General features: G+C 70.6%; 17 protein-coding genes. 3 read left to right on the top strand and 14 right to left on the bottom strand.

Annotated features, from left to right (window positions below; all coding sequences use genetic code 11):
• Position 1: 1 nt before the first annotated feature.
• From ACWCP8_RS25040 to ACWCP8_RS24985, 12 genes are all read right to left on the bottom strand, one after another.
• A complete protein-coding gene (locus tag ACWCP8_RS25040; RefSeq protein WP_356003008.1) occupies positions 2–910 on the bottom strand; it encodes an ABC transporter permease in 909 nt (302 codons plus the stop codon).
• Entirely contained in the window at positions 897–1,688 is a 792-nt protein-coding gene (locus ACWCP8_RS25035) for an ABC transporter ATP-binding protein (RefSeq protein ID WP_030974941.1), read from the bottom strand. Before ACWCP8_RS25035 ends, ACWCP8_RS25040 begins: the two co-directional genes overlap by 14 nt.
• 38 nt (positions 1,689–1,726) lie before the next feature.
• Positions 1,727–2,842, bottom strand: a complete 1,116-nt coding sequence (locus tag ACWCP8_RS25030; RefSeq protein WP_356003004.1) for an aliphatic sulfonate ABC transporter substrate-binding protein — start codon at positions 2,840–2,842, stop codon at positions 1,727–1,729.
• A 244-nt stretch (positions 2,843–3,086) separates the two neighbouring features.
• Positions 3,087–4,424, bottom strand: coding sequence for a sulfate adenylyltransferase subunit 1 (locus ACWCP8_RS25025; RefSeq protein ID WP_451118244.1), 1,338 nt, complete (start codon positions 4,422–4,424; stop codon positions 3,087–3,089).
• A complete protein-coding gene (gene cysD, locus ACWCP8_RS25020) occupies positions 4,425–5,360 on the bottom strand; it encodes a sulfate adenylyltransferase subunit CysD (RefSeq protein WP_352264891.1) in 936 nt (311 codons plus the stop codon).
• Positions 5,357–5,902 (bottom strand): adenylyl-sulfate kinase, encoded by a 546-nt coding sequence (cysC, locus tag ACWCP8_RS25015; protein ID WP_030917145.1) that lies wholly within the window; start codon positions 5,900–5,902, stop codon positions 5,357–5,359. Before cysC ends, cysD begins: the two co-directional genes overlap by 4 nt.
• Positions 5,903–5,925: 23 nt before the next feature.
• Positions 5,926–6,627: a phosphoadenylyl-sulfate reductase gene (locus tag ACWCP8_RS25010; protein WP_451118242.1), complete on the bottom strand. Its 702-nt coding sequence runs from the start codon at positions 6,625–6,627 to the stop codon at positions 5,926–5,928.
• Positions 6,624–6,803, bottom strand: coding sequence for a hypothetical protein (locus ACWCP8_RS25005; protein ID WP_352264895.1), 180 nt, complete (start codon positions 6,801–6,803; stop codon positions 6,624–6,626). The genes ACWCP8_RS25010 and ACWCP8_RS25005 overlap by 4 nt, the downstream gene beginning before the upstream one ends.
• Positions 6,800–8,497: a nitrite/sulfite reductase gene (locus ACWCP8_RS25000; protein ID WP_352264897.1), complete on the bottom strand. Its 1,698-nt coding sequence runs from the start codon at positions 8,495–8,497 to the stop codon at positions 6,800–6,802. The genes ACWCP8_RS25005 and ACWCP8_RS25000 overlap by 4 nt, the downstream gene beginning before the upstream one ends.
• 350 nt (positions 8,498–8,847) lie before the next feature.
• On the bottom strand, positions 8,848–9,438 hold the full coding sequence (locus ACWCP8_RS24995) for a GNAT family N-acetyltransferase (protein ID WP_451118239.1): 591 nt from the start codon (positions 9,436–9,438) through the stop codon (positions 8,848–8,850).
• Between the two features lie 148 nt (positions 9,439–9,586).
• On the bottom strand, positions 9,587–10,870 hold the full coding sequence (locus ACWCP8_RS24990; protein ID WP_451118237.1) for a GAF domain-containing protein: 1,284 nt from the start codon (positions 10,868–10,870) through the stop codon (positions 9,587–9,589).
• Positions 10,871–11,112: 242 nt separating this feature from the next.
• Positions 11,113–12,750, bottom strand: a complete 1,638-nt coding sequence (locus tag ACWCP8_RS24985) for an acyl-CoA dehydrogenase family protein (protein WP_352264902.1) — start codon at positions 12,748–12,750, stop codon at positions 11,113–11,115.
• 17 nt (positions 12,751–12,767) lie between these two features.
• Between ACWCP8_RS24985 and ACWCP8_RS24980 the strand changes: the two genes are divergently transcribed.
• Both ACWCP8_RS24980 and ACWCP8_RS24975 read left to right on the top strand, forming a co-directional pair.
• Positions 12,768–13,964: a YihY/virulence factor BrkB family protein gene (locus ACWCP8_RS24980; protein WP_352264904.1), complete on the top strand. Its 1,197-nt coding sequence runs from the start codon at positions 12,768–12,770 to the stop codon at positions 13,962–13,964.
• 71 nt (positions 13,965–14,035) lie between these two features.
• Entirely contained in the window at positions 14,036–14,779 is a 744-nt protein-coding gene (locus ACWCP8_RS24975; RefSeq protein WP_451118234.1) for a helix-turn-helix domain-containing protein, read from the top strand.
• Here ACWCP8_RS24975 and ACWCP8_RS24970 read toward each other — a convergent pair.
• Positions 14,716–15,162, bottom strand: coding sequence for a VOC family protein (locus ACWCP8_RS24970; RefSeq protein ID WP_382831814.1), 447 nt, complete (start codon positions 15,160–15,162; stop codon positions 14,716–14,718). The two genes, ACWCP8_RS24975 and ACWCP8_RS24970, sit on opposite strands and share 64 nt — an antisense overlap.
• Positions 15,163–15,274: 112 nt before the next feature.
• Here ACWCP8_RS24970 and ACWCP8_RS24965 point away from each other — a divergent pair, with 112 nt between their 5' ends.
• Complete coding sequence (locus ACWCP8_RS24965; RefSeq protein ID WP_451118232.1) at positions 15,275–16,306, top strand: aminoglycoside phosphotransferase family protein; 1,032 nt, start codon at positions 15,275–15,277, stop codon at positions 16,304–16,306.
• On the opposite strand, the gene ACWCP8_RS24960 is transcribed toward ACWCP8_RS24965, so the two are convergent.
• Positions 16,236–17,780, bottom strand: a complete 1,545-nt coding sequence (locus ACWCP8_RS24960) for a 3-hydroxyacyl-CoA dehydrogenase (RefSeq protein WP_451118230.1) — start codon at positions 17,778–17,780, stop codon at positions 16,236–16,238. The genes ACWCP8_RS24965 and ACWCP8_RS24960 overlap by 71 nt on opposite strands.
• Between the last annotated feature and the right edge of the window lie 49 nt (positions 17,781–17,829).

Below are 17,829 nucleotides of genomic sequence, written 5' to 3'. Positions count from 1 at the left end.
CTCAGTTCTTGACGAGGAGGCCGCGGCTGCGCAGCACCCACCGCTCCAGCGGACTGAAGATCAGCAGGTCGATGGCGATGCCGACGATCAGGATCAGGAAGATGGCGAGGAACACCATCGACATGCTGCTGGTCTCCCGGCCCTGCTCCAGCAACTGCCCCAGGCCCACGCCCAGATCGGGCGACGAGGCGATGATCTCGGCGGCCATCAGCGAGCGCCAGGAGAACGCCCAGCCCTGCTTCAGGCCCGCCAGATAGCCCGGCAGCGAGGCGGGCAGCACGATGTGCCAGGTACCGCGGAGCCCGGTCGCGCCCAGCGTCTGCCCCGCCCGCAGATGAAGCGGCGGGATCTGGTCGACACCGGCGACGAGACCGTTGGCGATCGACGGGACGGCGCCCAGCAGGATCACCGCGTACATCATCCTGTCGTCGAGCCCCAGCCAGAGGACCGCGGGCGGCACCCAGGCCACCGACGGCAGCGACTGGAGACCTGAGAGCACCGGTCCGATCGCCGCGCGCACCACCTTCACGCGCGCCACCAGCAGCCCGAGCGGGGTGCCGATGACGAGCGCCAGCAGGAAGCCGAACAGACCGCGCGAGACGCTCGTCCAGATGTAGCCGAGCAGGGTGCCCTGCGCCCAGGCGTTGCTCACCTCGTCCCAGACCTGGGACGGCGACGGCAGCTTGTAGTCGTCGGTGACCTTCGCCCAGATCAGGATCTGCCAGACGACCAGGACGAGTGCGATGGCCACGACCGGCGGCAGGACCTTCTGCACCAGCACCTGGCGCACCGGGGTGCGGCTCACCCGCACCGCGTCGAGTGCGTCAAGACCCGCCTCGAGGCCGGCCAGGTCCTGGGCGGCGTCCTTGACGGCGGCGTCCCCGGTGGTGGTGGTGTCAGTGCTGGCCATGTCGGCGGATCTCCCCACGCAGTTGTTCCGTGATCTCGACGGACAGCTCTGCCACCGCGGTGTCCTCGATGCGGCGCGGCTGGTCGATGTCGACCGTCCACTCGCGGGCGATCCGGCCCGGCCGCGACGACAGCAGGACGACCCGCTCGGCGAGCCGGACCGCTTCCCGGACGTTGTGCGTGACGAAGAGGACCGAGACGTTCGTCTCGCGCCAGATCCGGGTCAGCTCGTCGTGCAGCACATCCCGGGTGATGGCGTCGAGTGCGGCGAACGGCTCGTCCATCAGCAGCAGTTGACTGTCCTGGGCGAGCGCGCGGGCCATCGCCACCCGCTGGCGCATGCCGCCCGAGAGTTCGTGCACCCGCTTCCCGTACGCCCCGCCGAGCCGTACGAGTTCGAGCAGCCGCTCCGCCTCGGCACGGCGGTCGGACTTCGGTACGCCACGCAGCCGCAGCGCGAGTTCGATGTTCTTGCCCGCGGTCAGCCACGGGAAGAGGGCGTGCTCCTGGAACATCAGGGCCGGCCGCCCGCCGGGGGTCTCGATGGACCCAGCGGTCGGGCGGTCGAGTCCGGCCACCAGGTTGAGCAGCGTCGATTTGCCGCACCCGGAAGCTCCCAGGAGGGTGACGAACTCGCCGGGAGCGACATCGAGCGTGATGTCGTCCAGGACGAGCTGCGTCCCCTCCGGTCCGCCGAAGGACTTCGAGACGTGCGCGATACGGGCGGCGTGCCCGGCCGACACACGGTCCTCGGCCTTGGTGAGAGTGGTCGTCGCCATGGTCGTCACCTCCTGGGAGATCCTGGATCGGTCGGGGGTTACTTGACGCCGAGACCGGCGTCGGCGACCTCGGGCTTGCCCGCGGCCTTGAGGATCTTGTTGAGCGGCTTCAGGTCGTAGATGCCCGTCAGGTCCGTCTGCTCCAGCAGACCGGCCTTCACCGCGTGCTTGGCCTCCGTGTCGAGGGTGGCGGCCAGCGGGTCATCGGTGAACTGGACGGACTTCCACGCCGGGTCGATGACCTCGGGCGGCAGCGCCTTGCCGGACAGCTCCTTGAGCGCGGCGTTGGCGGAGGCCTTCGCCTTGTCCGGGTTGGCGTTGATCCACGCGTTGGTGTTGACCGAGCCGCGCAGCACCGCCTCGACGACGTCCGGGTGCTCGCTGAGGAACTTCTGCGACACGATGATGTTCGTGATCACGAACTTCTTGTCCGGCCAGAGGGCCGACTCGTCGAGGAGCACCTTGGCGCCCTGCGCGACCAGCTTGGAGGCGGTCGGCTCCGGGACCCAGGCACCGTCGATGGAACCGGCCTTGTAGGCGTCCGGGGTCACCTTGTTGTCCGTACGGACCACGGAGACGTCGCCCTTGCCGCTCTGGGCGTCGACCTTCCAGCCCTTCTCGGAGATCCAGTTGAGGAACGCCACATCCTGGGTGTTGCCGAGCTGCGGGGTGGCGATCTTCTTGCCCTTGAGGTCGTCCAGGGTCTTGATCTTCTTGGGGTTGACGACCAGCTTCACACCGCCGGACGCCGAACCGCCGATGATCCGCAGGCTCTTGCCGTTGGACTTGGCGAAGCCGTTGATGGCGGGGGAGGGGCCGATGAAGCCGATGTCGATCGACCCCGCGTTGAGCGCCTCGATCTCGGACGGGCCGGCGTTGAAGGTCGACGGCTTGACCGTCGTGCCGCCGAGTTCCTTGGCGATCAGGCCTTCCTGGATGCCGACCAGGGCGGTGGCGTGCGTGAGGTTCGGGAAGTAGCCGATCTTCACAGTGTCCGCGGAGAGCGTCTTGCCGCCGGAGGAGACGTTCGCCTTCTTGGCGTCGTCGTCCTTCGCCTCGGAGCCGTAACCGCAGGCGGTGAGCGCCACGGCGAGCAGCGGCAGAGCGGCGGCAGCGGCGAGGCTGCGGCGCAGGGTGATACGGGTGGCAGGCACGGGAGGCTTTCCTCTCGTTGGCCCGGTACTCGCGTCCCTCGTCGGTTACGGGGACGCGGCCGGGAAGTCGGCATGTCTTCGTCTGAACTGGCGGTACAGGCGGTGCGGTTGGTGCAAGCGGGCGCGCAGGCAGTGCGCGTACGTCATCGCGCACATCGCGCAACCCCGCCCTGGCCGCTGCCGAGGGTGCCGCTGCCGACGCGACCACCCTCCTTCGCGAACGTCGCGAAGACGTCGATACTCATCAGAAGTCCCATTCGGCGTCGTCGGCGGCGGCGGCGTCCTTGCCCGTGGCCGTGGCGGCGAATGCCTGGCCCGCCATGCCGGCCGTGAGCGTGGTGCCGTCCGCCGGGTCGATCAGCAGGAACGAACCGGTGCGGCGCGAGTCCGCGTAGGCGTCGAGCGCGAGCGGTTCGGCGGTACGGACGACGACCCGGCCGATGTCGTTGGCGACGAGCCGGCCGGGCGCCGGGTGCTGCGAGAGGTCGTCCAGCGTCAGCCGGGACGGGATGTCCTTGACGATCGCCTTGACCGTGCGGGTGGTGTGCTTGAGCAGCACCCGCTGGCCGACGGCGAGCGGCTGGTCCGCGACGTGGCAGACGGTCGCCTCGACGTCCTGAGTGACTGCCGGTGCATCGTCGGCCGGTGCGATCAGGTCACCGCGCGAGACGTCGATGTCGTCGGCCAGCCGGATGGTCACCGACTGGGGCGCCCAGGCGATGTCCACGCTCTCGCCGAGCGCGTCGATCCCGGCGATCGTCGACGTACGGCCGGACGGAAGGACGGTGACGGCCTCGCCCACGCGGAACGCGCCGGCGGCGATCTGGCCCGCGTAGCCCCGGTAGTCGGGGTGCTCGGCGGTCTGCGGCCGGATCACGTACTGGACGGGGAAGCGCGCGTGGCAGGCGGTGAGGTCGTGGCTGACCGGCACCGTCTCCAGGTGCTCCAGCACCGTCGGACCGCCGTACCAGTCCATGTGCGCGGACGGCTCCACGACATTGTCACCGGCCAGCGCGGAGATCGGGATCGCGGTGATCTCCGGGACGCCGAGCGAGGCCGCATACGCGGTGAACTCCTCGGCGATGGCGGCGAATACGGGCTCCGCGTAGTCGACCAGGTCCATCTTGTTGACGGCGAGGACCACGTGCGGCACCCGCAGCAGCGCGGCGACGGCGGCGTGCCGGCGGGTCTGCTCGACGACACCGTTGCGGGCGTCGACCAGGACGACGGCGAGCTCGGCGGTCGAGGCACCCGTCACCATGTTGCGGGTGTACTGCACATGCCCCGGGGTGTCGGCCAGGATGAACCGGCGGCGCGGCGTGGCGAAGTAGCGGTAGGCGACATCGATGGTGATGCCCTGCTCGCGCTCGGCCCGCAGACCGTCGGTCAGCAGCGCCAGGTCCGGCGCCTCCTGGCCCCGGTTGCGCGAGGCGTGCTCGACGGCCTCCAGCTGGTCGGTGAGGACCGACTTGGAGTCGTGCAGCAGGCGTCCGACGAGGGTGGACTTGCCGTCGTCGACGGACCCCGCGGTGGCGAACCGCAACAGGGTCGTGGTCGACAACTGCTCGGATACGGTGGTCATTTAGAAGTACCCCTCGCGCTTGCGGTCTTCCATCGCGGCCTCGGACATCTTGTCGTCGGCGCGTGTCGCGCCCCGCTCGGTGAGCCGGGAGGCGGCGATCTCGGTGATCACCGCGGCGAGCGTCGTGGCGTCGGAGTCGACGGCGCCGGTGCAGGACATGTCGCCGACGGTGCGGTAGCGCACCTGCCGGGTCTCGACCCGCTCGCCCTCCTTGGGGCCGCCCCAGTCACCGGCGGTCAGCCACATCCCGGAGCGGTTGAAGACCTCCCGCTCGTGGGCGAAGTAGATCTCCGGGAGCTCGATGCCCTCGCGCTCGATGTACTGCCAGACGTCGAGCTCGGTCCAGTTGGAGATCGGGAAGACCCGGACGTGCTCGCCGGGGGCGTGCCGGCCGTTGTACAGCTGCCACAGCTCGGGGCGCTGGCGGCGCGGGTCCCACTGGGAGAACTCGTCGCGCAGCGAGAAGACCCGCTCCTTGGCGCGCGCCTTCTCCTCGTCGCGGCGGCCGCCGCCGAACACGGCGTCGAAGCGGTGCTGCTGGATCGCCTCGGTCAGCGGCACGGTCTGCAGCGGGTTGCGCGTGCCGTCGGGGCGCTCGCGGAGCTTCCCGGCGTCGATGTACTCCTGCACGGAGGCCACATGCAGCCGCAGCCCGTGCTCGGCGACCGTGCGGTCGCGGTACTCCAGGACCTCCGGGAAGTTGTGCCCCGTGTCCACATGCAGCAGCGTGAACGGCACCGGCGCGGGCGCGAACGCCTTGAGCGCCAGATGCAGCATCAGGATGGAGTCCTTGCCGCCGGAGAACAGGATCACCGGCCGCTCGAACTCCCCCGCCACCTCACGGAAGATGTGCACCGCCTCGGACTCCAGGGAGTCCAGGTGGCTGAGTGCGTACGGATTGTCGGTGCCTTCCGACACAGTCGCGACGGTCGTCACGCTGCACCCCTCTCGCTCAGCAGCGCATACAGCTCCGCCGCGGACTCCTGCACGGTCTGCTGGTGCGACTCGATCCGCAGGTCCGGCGACTCGGGCGCCTCGTACGGGTCGTCGACCCCGGTGAGCCCGCTGATCTCGCCCGCCGCCTGCTTGGCGTAGAGGCCCTTCACATCGCGTACGGAGCACACTTCGACCGGAGTCGCGACATGCACCTCCAGATACGCGGTGCCCTCCGCCTGATGGCGCTTGCGTACGGCGTCACGGCTGTCCGCGTACGGGGCGATGACCGGGACCAGCACCTTCACGCCGTTGGCGGCCAGGAGTTCGGCGACGAAGCCGATCCGCTGGACGTTGGTGTGCCGGTCCTCGCGGGAGAAGCCGAGCCCCGCGGAGAGGAACTCCCGGATCTCGTCGCCGTCGAGCACCTCCACCCGGTGGCCCTCGCCACGCAGCCGGCCGGCCAGTTCGTACGCGATGGTGGTCTTGCCCGCGCTCGGCAGACCGGTGAGCCAGATGGTGGCTCCCGTCTCCGTCACGCTCATCGAAGTCTCCTGATCAGTCGTCATCAGTCGTGCAGCCCGCACTCGGTCTTGCCCCGTCCGGCCCAGCGGCCGGCGCGCGCGTCCTCGCCCTCCAGCACCCGGCGGGTGCAGGGCGCGCAGCCCACGGAGGCGTACCCGTCCATCAGCAGCGGGTTGGTGAGGACCCCGTGCTCCGCGACATACGCGTCCACGTCGTCCTGCGTCCAGCGGGCGATCGGCGAGATCTTGACCTTCTGCCGCTTCTCGTCCCAGCCGACCACCGGGGTGTTCGCCCGGGTCGGGGACTCGTCGCGACGCAGCCCGGTCGCCCAGGCCGCGTACGAAGTCAGGCCCTCCTCGAGGGGCTTGACCTTCCGCAGCTTGCAGCACAGGTCTGGGTCGCGGTCGTGCAGCTTCGGCCCGTACTCGACGTCCTGCTCGGCGACGCTCTGACGCGGGGTCAGCGTGATGACATTGACGTCCATCACGGCATCCACCGCGTCGCGGGTCCCGATCGTCTCCTCGAAGTGGTACCCGGTGTCGAGGAAGACCACGTCGACGCCGGGGAAGGCGCGGGAGGCGAGGTGCGCCACGACCGCGTCCTCCATCGAGGAGGTGACGCAGAACCGCTTGCCGAAGGTGTCGGCGGCCCACTTCAGGATCTCCAGCGGGGAGGCGTCCTCCAGCTCCCGGCCCGCTCGCTCGGCCAGGCTCTTGAGGTCATCGGTCTGCAGAGTGTCCGTCATATCCCGTCCCGTTCAACGTCGTTGCGCTGAAGTCCCCGGGTCAGCAGACCCAGGAACTTGAGCTGGAACGCGCGGTTGCAGGAAGCACATTCCCAGGCCCCGTGCCCGGTCTCGTGCGGGCGCAGGTCCTCGTCGCCGCAGTACGGGCAGTAGAACGGCGCGGCGCGGCCGCTCATGACAGCGACTCCGCACTGGCCCGCGCCGCCCATGTCGCGAACCGCTCGCCGTCCTCGCGCTCCTTCTGGAACCGGCCGAGCACCCGCTCGACATAGTCCGGCAGCTCGGCCGAGGTGACCTTCAGGCCACGGACCTTGCGACCGAAGCCGGCCTCCAGACCCAGTGCGCCGCCCAGGTGCACCTGGAAGCCCTCGACCTGGTTGCCGTCGGCATCCAGGACGAGCTGGCCCTTGAGGCCGATGTCCGCGGTCTGGATGCGGGCGCAGGCGTTGGGGCATCCGTTGACATTGATGGTCAGCGGCTCGTCGAAGTCCGGCAGGCGGCGCTCCAGTTCGTCGATCAGCGAGGCGCCGCGCGCCTTCGTCTCGACGATCGCCAGCTTGCAGAACTCGATGCCGGTGCAGGCCATCGTGCCGCGCCGGAACGGCGAGGGCTTCACCTGGAAGTCGAGCGCCTCGAGACCGGCAACCAGGGAGTCCACCTGGTCCCGCTCCACGTCGAGGATGAGCATCTTCTGCTCGACGGTGGTGCGCAGCCGGTCCGAGCCGTGTGCGGCCGCCAGGTCGGCGATCTTGGCCAGCGTAGTGCCGTCCACGCGGCCGACCCGGGGCGCGAACCCGACGTAGAAACGGCCGTCCTGCTGCTCGTGGACACCCACGTGGTCGCGCCAGCGGTTGCTCGGCTGCTCGGGGGCGGGGCCGTCGAGCAGCGGGCGCTTCAGGTACTCGTCCTCCAGCACCTGGCGGAACTTCACGGGGCCCCAGTCGGCCATCAGGAACTTCAGCCGTGCGCGGGTGCGCAGCCGACGGTAGCCGTAGTCGCGGAAGATGCCGACGACTCCGGCCCAGACGTCCGGCACCTCGTCGAGCGGCACCCATGCGCCCAGCCGCTCGGCGAGCCGCGGGTTGGTGGAGAGCCCGCCACCGACCCAGACGTCGAAGCCCGGACCGTGCTCGGGGTGGACCACGCCGACGAACGCGATGTCGTTGATCTCGTGCACCACGTCCTGCACCGGCGAGCCGGAGATCGCGGTCTTGAACTTGCGCGGCAGGTTGGAGAATTCCTTGTTGCCGATGTAGCGGTCGTGGATCTCGTCGACGGCGGGCGTGCCATCGATGATCTCGTCGGCGGCGATGCCCGCCACCGGGGAGCCGATGATCACGCGGGGGCAGTCGCCGCACGCCTCGGTGGTGGAGAGCCCGACGGCCTCCAGCTTCTCCCAGATCGCCGGGACGTCCTCGATGCGGATCCAGTGCAGCTGGATGTTCTGCCGGTCGGTGATGTCCGCGGTGCCGCGCGCGTACTCCTGCGAGATCTCGCCGATGACCCGCAGCTGCGCGGTGGTCAGCCGGCCACCGTCGATCCGTACCCGCAGCATGAAGTACTTGTCGTCCAGCTCCTCCGGCTCCAGGATCGCGGTCTTGCCGCCGTCGATCCCGGGCTTGCGCTGGGTGTACAGACCCCACCAACGCATGCGCCCACGCAGGTCGTTCGGGTCGATCGAGTCGAAACCCCGCTTGGAGTAGATCGTCTCAATGCGTGTCCGCACGTTGAGACCGTCGTCGTCCTTCTTGAACTGCTCATTGCCGTTGAGCGGAGTGTGGTGCCCCACGGCCCACTGGCCTTCGCCACGGTGGCGACCGGCCTTGCGGCGGGGCGTGGTGGTCGCAGGCTGTTCCGGGGTAGCGGCCATGACAGTACGTCCTTCGGGACTGCAGGAGGGCGGCTCTGAACTGCACACTCGCGCTGAGGCGCGGCGGTGCGCAGGTGTTGCAGAGAAAAGGGGATCGCGGCGGTGCTGGGACTCTCAGCCCGCCGGACAGATGGCGCTGGACATGCGGCCGAAGTCGACGTGGCGTCGACTCACCAAGGCAATTCCAGTTCCAGACATGACGGAAGCGTGTCACGCGCCTCTCGGGACAGTCCACCGCAATCCAGGATGTGGACGAGACTGTCCCGAAAAGTGAGACGGTGTGGCGGCCGTCACCTCGCCGCCTGTGTCACGGCGTCCGTAATTGGGGGTATTGGTCGAAACGTTCCGCGCTATCGGGCGGCGCCGGGCCACGGTCCCGGCGTCACCACGTCCGCCTCCAGCTCGACCTTGGTGTCGAAGAGACTGAACCCGCGGCGCAGATAGTTGTCCATGGCGTGCGGGCCGTCCTTGGAGCAGGTGTGCAGCCATACCCGCTTCGTCGGCGGCCGCTCCGGCCAGCGCTCCGCGAGGTCCCAGGCGCGTGCGGCCCCGTACGCGAGAAGGTGACCGCCGATCCGGCGCCCCCGGAAGGCCGGGATCAGGCCGAAGTACATGATCTCGACCACGCCGTCGTCCTGCGGGTCCAGCTCGATGTAGCCGGCCGGGGTCCCGTTCTCGTACGCCACCCAGGTCTCCGCCCCGGGCCGGTCCAGGGCCTCCTGCCACTCGGCGTACGTCATCGAGAGCCGGTCGGTCCATTGGATGTCACCGCCGACCGCCGTGTACAGGAAGCGGCTGAACTCCGGCAGCGGCACCGCCGACCGTACGATCCGGACGTCACCCTCGGGGGCCGCTGCGGGCCGCAGATCGTCGGGTGAGGTCTGTTCCAGGGACCAGATGGTCACCTCGGCGGCGGCAGGGGCGGGCTCAAGGTTGCTCATGCCTGCCAGGGAATCATGCTGTGCAGCTCTGGCCAAAGCCTGTCCCGCTGCCTGGACTGCGACTCCGGTTACGGCCCGGTTCCGGTCACCGCCTGACCTCGCGCCTGCTCGCCCGACCGGACCGGCTCCGGTGCCGACCCGGCTCCTGTCACGCCGCCGTACGGGCCCTGACCACCACCGGCGCCGTCGAGCGCGGCAGCAGATCGCCCGGGTGTTCCGGATGGATCACCTCCACCGCGACCCCCTCACCGAAGCGGTACGGCCGGTGCGCCAGCACCTCGGCCAGATGGCGCCGCAGCCGTGAGATCTCCGCCCGCACCGTCACCGTCCGGGTCGCATCGCCGAAGATGTCCTCCGCCAGCTCCGACGCCGTATGCCCCTCGGGGTGCAGCGCCAGCGCGTACAGCAGCTCGGCATGGCGCGGCGAGAGCCGCTGGGTCGACGAGCCGACCGGGCCCGTCACCGTGACCGTGAGCCCGGGCGGCCGGCTCAGATCGAGGACCACCCGGCGCGGCGGCGCGTCCGACGGCTCGTCCGTCACCTGCACCAGCCATCCGCCGGGCAGCGGCTCCACCCGGCACATACCGAGCGACGGCAGCCACGCCCGGCCGGCCTGCAGTGACTTCGGCAGCGGCAGCCGGTCGACCGGCGGCATTCCGGTGACGGCGGCCAGCCAGCCGTGCGGGTCCACCGCCAACGCCCGGCCGCCCAGCCGGGCGAGGAGCGGGGCTGCCACCGAACGCAGCCGGTCGACCGCGACCAGATGCCGGGTCCGGATCTCGTTCTCGGCGAGCCGGGCCACCGAACCGACCAGCGCCAGCGTCATCGGATGGAACGTGGTCGCGGGGCCGCTGATGTCGACGATGCCGATCAGCCGGCCGTCGCGCGGATCACGGACCGGGGTCGCCGCACACGTCCAGGAGTGCAGACTGCGGATGAAATGCTCCGATGAGTGGACCTGGACCGGGGCGCGCGAGGCGAGCGCCGTACCGATCGCGTTCGTGCCCGTGATCGCCTCGGCCCAGGACGCACCCTCCTCCAGACAGATGCCGTCGGCCCGGCGCAGCACCGCCGAGTTGCCCTGCCGCCAGAGCACCCGGCCCTCGACATCGGTGACGACCATGATCTGCTGCGCGGTGTCGGCGATGGAGACCAGACCGTCGCTGAGCAGCGGCATCACCTCACCCAGCACGGAACTGCGGCGCCGGTGCTCGATCTCGTCCGTCTCCAGCAGCACACTCTGGGTGGACTGCTCGGGGTCGATACCGCTGCGCAGCACCCGATCCCAGGAGGCACCGATCTCGGCCCGTGGTGCGACGGGCGGGCGGTCGCCGGCGAGCCTCGCCTCCCGGGCCTTGTGGAGTAAGCGCGTGGCCCGGTCCGAACCCAGGGCGGCCAGCCGTGTCACCTCGACCGGACTTGTCTCCACCATCGACCCCCCAGCTGCCGGAGCCGAGTCCACGGCCCGCCGCTTCCATTCTGTCGTTGTGGGGTTCCCGATACTGCGCACTCCACATACTCGTTGCAACCCTTTGCAACTCTGGCGGTCGCGTGTCGATACGTACGAGAGTGGCGTAATACCGCGCGGCGGAGCCTGTGCACCGCTGTTCGGTGTGCACAGCATGAAGGGTGGTGCCGTGTCGGCGCAGCACCACCCTTCGTCGCTGTTCCTGCTCAGGGCGCGACGGGCCGGGCCCGCTCCACGATCGAGGCCAGGTCCAGGCTGTGCGGCAGCGTCCCGAACGCCGATCCCCAGTCCCCGCCCAGCCGTGACGCACAGAACGCGTCGGCCACCTCCGGCGGCGCCCAGCGCACCAGCAGCGAACCCTGCAGCACCAGCGCCATCCGCTCGACGAGCCGCCGGGCCCGCGCTTCGATCCCGTTCAGATCGGCCAGCTCGGTCAGCATGTCCTTGATCGCCCCGTCCAGCCGGTGATCCGCGCCGCGCGCCCTGCCGACCTCCTGCAGGAAGGCGTTCAGCGCCTGCGGCTCGCGCTGCAGTGCCCGCAGCACATCCAGCGCCTGTACGTTCCCCGAGCCCTCCCAGATCGAGTTGAGCGGCGCCTCGCGCAGCAGCCGCGGCATCCCGGACTCCTCGACGTAACCATTGCCGCCCAGACACTCCAGCGCTTCGCCGGCCAGCGGTGTGCACCGCTTCGTCACCCAGTACTTCGCCGTCGGCACCGCGATCCGCAGGAACGCCCGCTCCGCCTCCGTATCGGCGTCGTACGCGGCGGCCAGCCGCAGCGCCAGCACCGTCGCCGCCTCCGACTCCAGCGCCAGATCGGCCAGCACGTTGCGCATCAGCGGCTTCTCGATCAGCACCCCGCCGAACGCGCTGCGGTACGTGCAGTGGTGGATCGCCTGCGCCACCGCCTGCCGCATCAGCGCCGCCGAACCGAGCACACAGTCCAGCCGGGTCGCGGCGACCATCTCGATGATGGTGCGCACCCCGCGCCCCTCGTCGCCGACCCGGCGCGCCCAGGTCCCGTCGAACTCGACCTCGCTCGACGCGTTGGACCGGTTGCCCAGTTTGTCCTTGAGGCGCTGGATCGCGAACACGTTGCGGGTGCCGTCCGGCAGCACCCGGGGCAGCAGGAAGCACGTCAGCCCGCCGGGCGCCTGCGCCAGCACCAGGAAGCCGTCGGACATCGGCGCCGAGCAGAACCACTTGTGCCCGGTCAGCAGATACTCGCCGTCGGCCGACAGCGGCTCGGCCCGCGTCGTGTTGGCCCGCACGTCGGAGCCGCCCTGCTTCTCCGTCATGCCCATTCCGAAGAGCACTCCGGCCTTCTGCGCGGGGGGCCGCAGCCCCGCCTCGTACACCCACGACGTCAGGCGCGGCTCCCACTCGGCGGCCAGCACCGGATCGGTCCGCAGCGCGGGTACCGCCGCATGCGTCATCGACAGCGGGCAGCCGTGCCCGCCCTCGGGCTGCGTCCACACCAGGAACCCGGCGGCGCGCCGCACATGACCGCCCGGCCGGCCCCAGGCGTCGGTCAGCCCGGCGGTGACCGCATGCCCCAGCAGCCGGTGCCAGGCCGGATGGAACTCCACTTCGTCGATGCGATGCCCGTACCGGTCATGGGTACGCAGTTTCGGCGGGTAGTCGTTCGCCTGCGCACCCCATCGCTGGACCTGCGCGGACCCGGCGGACCGGCCCAGCTCGCCGAGCTCGTCGCGTGCACCGGCGAGCAGCTCGGGTGCGAGGTGCCGCTCGACGGCCTCGGTGAGCGCACGGTCGGCTGCGAAGACGTCGTAGTCGACCAGGGGCGGGACCTGGTTGGACACTGTGTGGGTGGTGGCTGCCATGCCGATACGGTAAGGATGTGCAGGCAGCAAATGAAACACCCGAGCGGCCACCGGGCCGGCTCCACCGGGCCCGAGTCCTCTACCGCAATGTATCCAAGCGGCAGATGGTCTGGCAGTTGCTCAAGGACACCGTGAATTCGTGCATGGAGTACCGCATTCTGGGACTCGCGGCCGAGGCGGCGTTCTTCACCCTGCTGTCGCTGCCGCCGCTGCTCCTCGGGCTGATCGGACTGCTCGGTTACGTCGATGTGTGGACGAACACCACCACGGTCGCGTCCATCGAGCGCAACATCCTCAATGCGGCGCAGACGGTCCTGTCCCAGCGGGGCGTCAACGACTTCGCCAAACCGCTCCTGGCGGACGTCACGACCGGCGCCCGCCCCGATGTCATCTCCATCGGCTTCGCGATCGCTCTCTGGTCGGGGTCCCGCGCGGTGAACGTCTTCATCGAGACGATCACCGTGATGTACGGCCTCGACGGCCAGCGCGGCATCGTCAAGACAAGGCTGCTGTCCTTCCTGCTGTACATCGTGGCGCTGCTGCTCGGCGCGGTCGTGCTGCCGCTGCTCGTGGTCGGCCCCGACCGGGTCGTGGAGTTCATCCCGTGGGGCACGGAGGTCATAAGCATCTTCTACTGGCCCCTGGTGATCCTGCTGTCGATCGCGTTCCTGACGACGCTCTACCACGTGTCCGTGCCGGTCCGTTCGCCGTGGATCGAGGACGTGCCGGGTGCGCTCGTGGCGCTCGCGATGTGGGTGGTCGGGAGCTTCCTGCTGCGGATCTATCTGACCAGCACGGTCGAGGGGCCGACGATCTACGGCTCGCTGGCCGCCCCGATCGCCGTATTGCTGTGGATCGGCATCTCCGCGTTCGCGGTGCTGGTGGGGGCGGCGGTCAACGCCGCCATCGACCGGGTGTGGCCCTCGCTGGCGACGGCGGCGGCGCGTGCGGCCAACGACCGGGTGCGGGCGGCCCAGGCCGCGGAGCTCCTGGCGAGGGCGCAGGCGGAGAACGCCGAGGCGGACTGGGACGACATCGACGAGGGCGACACCCCCTATATGCCGTCCGAGTTCCCTGAGCGGTGGTCGAGGTTCCTGCCGCCCGACGATGTGAAGTCCAGGCTGCGGCAGCCGAGCCGCGACAAGGCGACGACGAAGGACACGTCCAAGGACGCGGATCGGCAGGGCAAGGGGTCCCCGAGGTCGCGGCCGTAGCGCCGCCGGTACCGCACCGGGCGACCAGGAAGCTGAATCGGTTGCCCGGTGACACTTATAGCGTGTGAGGTATGGGCGAAAGGTACGCAGAGCGGGAGTCCCGCTTCGACGGGGCGATCGTCTGGACGCGGCACGTGCCGCAGGGGCCTGTCCGGCCTGTGCTGCCCGACGGCTGCATGGACCTGCTCTGGATCGACGGCCGGCTGATCGTCGCCGGGCCCGACACCCATGCGTACCGACCCTCCGAAGGGACCGGCGGCCGGTACACCGGCATCAGGTTCGCCCCCGGCACCGCCCCGGCCCTCCTCGGCGTACCGGCACACGAGCTGCGCGACCTGCGCGTCGACCTCGCCGATCTGTGGTCGGGCGCCCAGGTGCGCGTACTCACCGAGCGCATCGCCGACGCCGCCGACCCCGCTGCCGCACTGGAGTCCCTGGCGCTGCGGCGGGCGGCCGCCACCGGACCGCCCGACCCGCTGATGCGGTCCGTCGCAGGGCAGCTCGCGCAGGGGCGGTCGGTCGCCGCCACCGCGCACACGGCCGGTCTCGGCGCCCGGCAGTTGCACCGCCGATCGCTGGCGGCCTTCGGCTACGGGCCCAAGACCCTGGCCCGGATCCTGCGACTGCAGTGCGCACTGGCCCTCGTACGGACCGGCATGCCGTACGCCGATGCGGCGCTCGCGGCCGGCTGCACCGACCAGGCGCACCTCGCGCGGGAGATGCGCGAACTGGCCGGTACGACCCTGACCGCCTACTGCGAGGCGTCGGCGAAGAGCGACACCGCGCAGCCGTCCGGGTCGAGGACCACCGCGTAGCGCTGCCCCCACACGGCGTCCCACGGCTTCAGATGGCCCTGGTACCCGGCGCCGGTCAGGTCGTCGTACACCGCGTCCACCTCCGCCGGGCTGTCGCAGACGAACGCGAGCCCGACCCGGTCACCCCCTTGCGAACCGGCCCACCCGGGGTCGAAGGAGCGGATGACGTCCTCGGTGTCCCACAGGATGCGCTGTCCGTTCGGCAGGGTCACTTCGACATGGGGTGCGGAGTCCGCGCCGGCGGGGATGTCGAGCCCGAGCCGGCGGTAGAAGGCGAGCGATGCGGCCAGATCCGCAGTGGTGATGCCGATCGCGTCGAGTCGTGGAGTCATGGTCCGAACGTAGAAGGCAGCCGCACTTCGGGTCTTGTACGAATCGGTCATGTGCTGCCCCGGCGTGGTGGGTGGGCCCGTGAAAAAACGGTTGAACCGGCGGTGAATGCCGCGCTCGGACAGGGGGCAGGCTTTGGCGTCATCCACGACCGGGAGACAGCGCATGTCCGCAGGTGGTTCGGACGATCCGTCGATCGACACGAGGCTGGTACGACGGCTGCTCGTGGAACAGTTCCCGCAATGGGCGGATCTGCCGCTCACGCCGGTTCCGGTGCCGGGGATGGACAACGCGACCTACCGGCTGGGCGAGGACATGTCCGTACGACTTCCCCGCTACCTCCGGTGGGTCGGACAGGTGGAGCGGGAGCACCGGTGGCTGCCGCGCCTCGCACCGCAGCTGCCGCTCCCCGTCTCGGCGCCGCTGGCGATGGGGAAGCCGGGGGAGGGCTATCCGTTCCCGTGGTCGGTCTACCGGTGGCTGGAGGGTGAGACCGCGACCAGCGACGGCCTCGCCGACCCTGTCGGCACGGCGACCGAACTCGCCGGGTTCATCAGCGCCCTGCAGGGGATCGATTCCACCGGCGGCCCGGGCCCCGAGTGGAGCAACGCGTTCCGTGGCGTGCCGATGGGCGACGAGCGCGACTCCGTGGCCTTCGAGGCGCGCGTCCGGCCCAGGATCGCGGCACTGCGGGACATGGTCGACACCGACGCGGTGACGGCGGTGTGGGAGGCCGCACTGACGGCGCCCGCCTGGGAGGGCCCGCCGGTCTGGATCCACGGGGATCTCGCGGCGGGCAACCTCCTCGCGGTGCAGGGCAGGCTGAGCGCCGTCATCGACTTCGGCACGCTGGCCGTCGGCGATCCCGCGGTCGATCTGCTGCCCGCGTGGCTGTTCCTGCCCGCCGCGGCGCGGGACGTCTTCGGTACAGCGCTCGACGTCGACGACGCGACCTGGGCACGGGGCGGGGCTGGGCCCTGGCGAGTTCCCTGCCGGTGCCCGACGACCCGTACTTCGACGACCCGGCGCGGGCCCGCGCCGCCCTGCGTCACCTCGACGAACTCGTCGCCGACCTCTAGACCGTTCGGACCGGGCCCGAGCGGGCCCGGTCCGAACGCGACAGCCCTCAGCCCAGGCAGTCGCCCGGGGAAGTTCCCGGGTCCGTCAGTGCCAGGCCCAGCTGGGCGCGCTCGGTGATCCAGCGGGCCGGGCGGTAGCGCGGGTCGCCGGTCGTCATGTGCAGCGCCCGGTGCAGTTCCAGCATCCGGTCCGCGCCGATCCGGTCGCCCCAGGCCAGCGGCCCCACCGGATAGCCGAGACCGATCGTGACAGCCAGATCGATGTCGGCCGGGGTGGCGAGGGAGCGCTCGGCGATCGACGCGGCGACCGAGACGATCGAGGCCAGCAGCCGCTGTGCGACCGAACCCGCGGTGTCCCGTACCACCGACACCGCGTACGGCTCGCCGTCGTCCTCCGCCGCCCGGGCCAGCACCGCGCGGGCGTCCCGTGCGGCAGCCGGGTCCGCCGCCGCCGTCACGGCGAGTACCCGGCGGCGGCCGGCCGGAGGCAGCGGGTCCACTCCGAAGGTGCGCCCGGCGGGCAGGCGGTACGCGGCGACCGCGGCGGCCACGGTCGTGCCCCAGACCGGGACCAGCACCAGGGCGTCGGCGGACGGTTCGGCGCCGGTCTCGACGGTGGCGCCCGACGCGACCAGCGCCTCTCGCAGCGCGGCCGCGTCGGGGTCCGCCGCGTCCCCGACGACGTACACCGGTCGGTCCGCATCGCCGGCGACCGGCGGCTCCGGAGCGGTGGCGGGCGCGTCGGAGCCGTACGCGAACCAGCCGTGCCCGGTCTTGCGGCCGTGCAGCCCCGCGGCCACCCGGTTCGGGGTGAGGTACGAGGGGCGGAGCCGGTCCACGTACCGGAAGCCCTCCCAGATCGAGTCGATGACCGCTGCCGTCACATCCAGACCGGTGAGATCCATCAGCTCGAACGGGCCCATCCGCAGGCCGAGCACGTCACGCGCGATCCGGTCGATGCCTGCCGGATCGGCGACCGACTCCTCCAGCAGTGCGAGCGCCTCGGTCACCAGACCGCGACCGGCGTGGTTGACGAGGAAGCCGGGGGTGTCGGCGACCGTCACCGCCCGGTGCCCGCAGCTCTCGACGAGCGCGGTGAGGGCCGGCGGGATCTCCGGGCGGGTGGCCGCGCCCGGCACGATCTCGACGATCTTCATCAGCGGCACCGGGTTGAAGAAGTGCAGCCCGGCCAGGCGAGTCGGGTCCTTCAGCGCCGCGGCGATCCGGGTGACCGACAGGGAGGAGGTGTTGGTCGCGAACACGGCCGAGGCGGGCAGCGCCTGCTCCAGCCGGCCGAAGACCTCCGCCTTGGTGCCGAGGTCCTCCCGCACCGCCTCGATGACCAGCTCGACGTCCGGCCCGTCCGCCCACGGATCATCGAGCGGAACCAGCCGCTCCAGGGTGGCGGCGCAGTCCTCGGCGGACAGCCGGCCCTTCTGTACGGCGCGGTCGAGCATGGACCGTACGAAATCGAGGGCCGCGGTCACCGCCTCGGTGCGTACGTCGCACAGCTCGACGGTGTGTCCGGCGGTCGCGGCCCACTGGGCGATGCCACGGCCCATGGCTCCGGCGCCGACGATCCTGATACGCATGGCAGTTGGGGTCCTCTCGGATGCGGGTGAGCGGGTGCGATTAGTCGTC

The sequence above is a fragment of the Streptomyces sp. NPDC002206 genome (assembly GCF_053593595.1).
This window is presented reverse-complemented; position numbering and strand designations above follow the sequence as displayed.

Excerpts from the sequence above, each read along its gene's own strand:
- ACWCP8_RS25010 (WP_451118242.1), bottom strand. The coding sequence starts at position 6,627 with ATGACGGACACTCTGCAGACCGATGACCTCAAGAGCCTGGCCGAGCGA.
- ACWCP8_RS25000 (WP_352264897.1), bottom strand. The coding sequence starts at position 8,497 with ATGGCCGCTACCCCGGAACAGCCTGCGACCACCACGCCCCGCCGCAAG.
- ACWCP8_RS24975 (WP_451118234.1), top strand. The coding sequence starts at position 14,036 with ATGGGCGAAAGGTACGCAGAGCGGGAGTCCCGCTTCGACGGGGCGATC.
- ACWCP8_RS24990 (WP_451118237.1), bottom strand. The coding sequence starts at position 10,870 with ATGGTGGAGACAAGTCCGGTCGAGGTGACACGGCTGGCCGCCCTGGGT.
- ACWCP8_RS24995 (WP_451118239.1), bottom strand. The coding sequence starts at position 9,438 with ATGAGCAACCTTGAGCCCGCCCCTGCCGCCGCCGAGGTGACCATCTGG.
- ACWCP8_RS25005 (WP_352264895.1), bottom strand. The coding sequence starts at position 6,803 with ATGAGCGGCCGCGCCGCGCCGTTCTACTGCCCGTACTGCGGCGACGAG.
- ACWCP8_RS25035 (WP_030974941.1), bottom strand. The coding sequence starts at position 1,688 with ATGGCGACGACCACTCTCACCAAGGCCGAGGACCGTGTGTCGGCCGGG.
- ACWCP8_RS24985 (WP_352264902.1), bottom strand. The coding sequence starts at position 12,750 with ATGGCAGCCACCACCCACACAGTGTCCAACCAGGTCCCGCCCCTGGTC.
- ACWCP8_RS25025 (WP_451118244.1), bottom strand. The coding sequence starts at position 4,424 with ATGACCACCGTATCCGAGCAGTTGTCGACCACGACCCTGTTGCGGTTC.
- ACWCP8_RS25040 (WP_356003008.1), bottom strand. The coding sequence starts at position 910 with ATGGCCAGCACTGACACCACCACCACCGGGGACGCCGCCGTCAAGGAC.
- ACWCP8_RS24960 (WP_451118230.1), bottom strand. The coding sequence starts at position 17,780 with ATGCGTATCAGGATCGTCGGCGCCGGAGCCATGGGCCGTGGCATCGCC.
- ACWCP8_RS24965 (WP_451118232.1), top strand. The coding sequence starts at position 15,275 with ATGTCCGCAGGTGGTTCGGACGATCCGTCGATCGACACGAGGCTGGTA.
- cysC (WP_030917145.1), bottom strand. The coding sequence starts at position 5,902 with ATGAGCGTGACGGAGACGGGAGCCACCATCTGGCTCACCGGTCTGCCG.
- ACWCP8_RS24970 (WP_382831814.1), bottom strand. The coding sequence starts at position 15,162 with ATGACCGATTCGTACAAGACCCGAAGTGCGGCTGCCTTCTACGTTCGG.